Here is a 3,572-nt window from a genome sequence, read left to right as displayed (position 1 = left end):
ACTCGCGCACGACCTCCCGGCAACTCGTCAACGGGTCAAGCCGAAAGACGCAAGCCTGAAACCGCTCTGAAACAAAAAAATCTGCTCCCCGCGGTCCAGGCCGGATGCGTACGGCTCAATTGACACCGCCGCACGTGCATTCGCCAGGGCGTCGAGCGGTGAGCGCATCTCCGGGAATGGTGCGAGCAGCCGCATTTCGGCGAGCAGCCGGTGCGACCGTGAGCTGTCGCCGAGCGTGACGGCGCGCTCCACCATCTCCAGCGCCCGCGTCATCTCACGCCGGCCACCGCCCCACGAGAGGTGCTGGACTTCCAGCCAATAGGTCAACCCGAGGCGCGCCCAGGCGTCGGCATTGGCGGGTTGAGCGGCGACCACCGTCTCGAGCAGCGCGCGCGCCCGCTCGTTGTCCTGCCGCCGCCGCCAATCGCGCGCCTCAAGCAGCGCATCCGCCTGAGACAGCGTGGGATCCGCTGGCTTGGCCGTAGGTTCCAGGGCATCTCCCAGCATCGTCCACCAAGCAACGGCCGCCGCGATCGCCGTGAGAGCGGCTAGCCCGCTGGCTTGGGCAAATCCTGGCCTCCAGATCCACTCCTTCGAGATCGCGGCCTCCGCGCCCGTATCCTGTGCTGCTAGCATATATCCCCGCCGTGGCACGGTGCGCAGAAGGTCCGCGCCTTCCGGGCCGAGCGCGCGGCGGATCTCGCTCACGCACTGCGCCAAGCTGTCGTCGGAGGCGATCACATTGGGCCAGACCGTCAAAATGAGCTCGTCCTTGCTCACCAGCTGGCCGCGCCGCTCGCAGAGCATCTCGAGCACCCGATAGGACTTCGGCCGCAGGAACCTCTCCGCTCCCGCCCTGTCCTCAAGGCAGCCGCGCGAACGGTTCAGAACGAAGCCGCCGAAGCGGCAGGCGCCAAGAGCAACCATTTCACGGTTCCAAAGGTGCGACGGTGCGATCTTAGCACAATTTCAGCGTTCCTTCAGAGCGCTTTCATGACCTGCAACGCCCCTTCCGCGAGCCTCCTGCGCAACCTACACAAGGAGGCCCACCATGCATTTTCCTGCAATCCTATTCGCCGTCGCCGCACTCTGGCTAACCGCCACGGCCCCGGCCGCCGCCGCCGGACCTCGGGAGGCGCCGCCCCTTCTCGATGCGATCACGCTTTGGCTCACGGCGAACTTCGACCTACCCTCCGTGGCTGAAACGCCGGCCCTCATAACAGCGCCAGAGGCCGAACTCGTCGCGATGCGCTATGGTCCCCGAGCGACTGTGGAACCTGGCTTAGTCGTTGCCGTATACGACGATGCGGGCCGCACAATATACCTCTCCGAGAGTTGGACCGGGCAAACGCCTGCCGAGCTATCGGTGCTAGTGCACGAGATGGTCCACCACCTCCAGGCGGCGGCCGACATGCGGTTCGCCTGTCCCGGCGAGCGCGAGGCGCTTGCATATCACGCACAGAACGTCTGGCTTGGCTTATTTGGCGAAAGTCTCGAGAGCGCCTTCGGCATAGACGCCGCAACACTGCTCGTGGGCACCACGTGCACTCATTAGCTCATTANACGCACAGAACGTCTGGCTTGGCTTATTTGGCGAAAGTCTCGAGAGCGCCTTCGGCATAGACGCCGCAACACTGCTCGTGGGCACCACGTGCACTCATTAGCTCATTATCTGATCGCCATGATTGCGCTCGCCGCAAACGGGCTGGCCGGCCGCGACGATCAGGCTGCTCACTGGCGGCGGGTGGTGCGGAGGCTGAGGCCGGACGCAACGGCAAAAGATTACTTCGCCGCGTTCCCAACTCGAGATAACGCGTCCCGCCCACTCATCGCGGCCGAACTGCTCCGACATGGCTTGTAATAACCCTCTTATCGAGGGCTACCGCGATGGGGACGGCCACGCAAAACCCTGTCCGCTACACCTATTAGTGGCAGCGCGATCCCAACACTCCTAAGGCACACCGTCGGCACGCGCCCCCGGCTTTGATAAGAGACCGGCGCTCGCAAGGCGCCGACCTTGCCTCGGTTGACTGGACGACGCGCCGTTTGCGGACACGATGGTCCCGACAAGCGGGGCGACGGCCTACGCCTTTCGAGCCTCCAACCACTCTCGAGCTTGCTCCTCGGTCGGAAAAGTCGGATGCGCCGGTGCGCAGACTTCTTCGCCCTTAGAATCGTGAATGGTGTCCTGACCTCGAAACATCGTAGCCCAGATGCCATCCGGCTTCTTGATCTCGAACCTGTAGATAGCCCGCTCGCCTTCCTCGGCGATCAGTGTCTCATTCCGCTTCTGCACGACGTCGTGCTCTGCCATGGTCATCTCCAACATGCAGCATGATGTCCAACCTTACATGGGCCACGAATATCGCCGCGACGAGGTGCGCACACGATTCCGGAGATTGCCGGCGGCGGAGACAAATGACATCGAAAGGCATCCACAAATCGCTCGAGGAAGCTCGCTGGCGAGCGTTCCTGCCGGACTTGGCAGGAGCAGGCGCGGTCCCGAAGCGCGCCAGTGAGGCGGCCCTGAGTCAGGGCGGCGCGTCCGTTCGCGGAGAAAGCAACCCAGCCTTCTCACGCATCCCGTCGCACCAGCTTTTCTTTGGTCGCCGAAGGCACGACTCACACTTGCCTTATTTGCTTCCTTATACCGACATCCTCACTTGTCCTAAGATTGGATCGACCATGAGGCCGCCACAGATCATTCTCTCCCTCGCTCTCCTTGGAATGTTCGGGGGCACGGCGGCTACGGCCGAGGAGTGCAACCTCGCCGACGCCGGGTTGGAAGAGGCGATCATGCAGAAGCCAGAGCTCCGGGGGGCGAGCGGCCGCAGTATGGTGCGCGATCTCCGTCATTTGCGCGATTCCGCATTCATTTTGTGGTCCTACGGACGCTATGACGACTGCGCTCGGATCATGGGCAATATCCGCGAACTCGTGTCGGAGCCGTCGATGGCCAGCATGGGTAGGAACGACGAGGACGAGGCCGACCAGCAGTTCGCCGCGAGGGAACCGATGGTCCAGCGCGGCGCGGTCGCCGGGCATCGCGATGATGAGGGTGCGAAGCCGCTCGTAGCCATCGCCGAGCTTTCACCCGGTCTGAGGGCAAACGAGTTCATTGGATCCGAGGTTCGCAGTTCGGACGATAAGATCATCGGGGAGGTCAGGAACGTCGTCTTCGAGACGAAGGATCATGATGGCTACGCCGTCATCGCATCCGGCGGCTTCTTCATCCCGGGAACCGACAGCATCATTGCGCCGATCCGGTTTCTCCGGGTTTCGCAGGAACGCGACGTATTCTTCCTCCCCATGCCCGAGACGGAAGTGAAGACCATCCCTCTTATGCCCGACCAGGACTACACGTGGCTCTCGGATACCGAGTGGCGCAGCCGCAATGACGCCCTTTTCGAGATGCCATAGCATCGCCGAACCCTTGCTAAAAGGCCTGGGAGCAACGCCACCAGGGCAATCGCATTTCAGAACAGGCTGAGCAGGCGAGAGAGGAATGCATTGTCCCAGCCTGCCCTTTGGAATTTCCCCTTCAAGGATTCCTTTGAGCCGTCCTTCTGCAT

Annotated in this window: 4 protein-coding genes; 2 read left to right on the top strand and 2 right to left on the bottom strand. The window is 62.7% G+C overall.

Annotated elements, in window-relative coordinates; genetic code table 11:
• Positions 1 to 27: 27 nt before the first annotated feature.
• Positions 28 to 927, bottom strand: coding sequence for a winged helix-turn-helix domain-containing protein (locus VQ042_RS25020; protein ID WP_331822961.1), 900 nt, complete (start codon positions 925 to 927; stop codon positions 28 to 30).
• A gap of 124 nt (positions 928 to 1,051) precedes the next feature.
• Here VQ042_RS25020 and VQ042_RS25015 point away from each other — a divergent pair, with 124 nt between their 5' ends.
• The gene (locus tag VQ042_RS25015) at positions 1,052 to 1,555 is read left to right on the top strand and encodes a DUF6647 family protein (RefSeq protein WP_331822960.1); all 504 of its coding nucleotides are present in this window, start codon (positions 1,052 to 1,054) and stop codon (positions 1,553 to 1,555) included.
• Positions 1,556 to 2,083: 528 nt separating this feature from the next.
• Here VQ042_RS25015 and VQ042_RS25010 read toward each other — a convergent pair.
• Entirely contained in the window at positions 2,084 to 2,314 is a 231-nt protein-coding gene (locus VQ042_RS25010) for a hypothetical protein (protein WP_331822959.1), read from the bottom strand.
• 371 nt (positions 2,315 to 2,685) lie between these two features.
• Between VQ042_RS25010 and VQ042_RS25005 the strand changes: the two genes are divergently transcribed.
• On the top strand, positions 2,686 to 3,420 hold the full coding sequence (locus tag VQ042_RS25005; RefSeq protein WP_331822958.1) for a PRC-barrel domain-containing protein: 735 nt from the start codon (positions 2,686 to 2,688) through the stop codon (positions 3,418 to 3,420).
• Positions 3,421 to 3,572 lie beyond the last annotated feature (152 nt).

This window comes from Aurantimonas sp. A2-1-M11, from assembly GCF_036549475.1.
Classification (GTDB): Bacteria; Pseudomonadota; Alphaproteobacteria; order Rhizobiales; family Rhizobiaceae; genus Aurantimonas.
The sequence above is the reverse complement of the archived record's forward strand: the minus strand, read 5'-3'. Positions and strand labels throughout refer to the sequence as shown.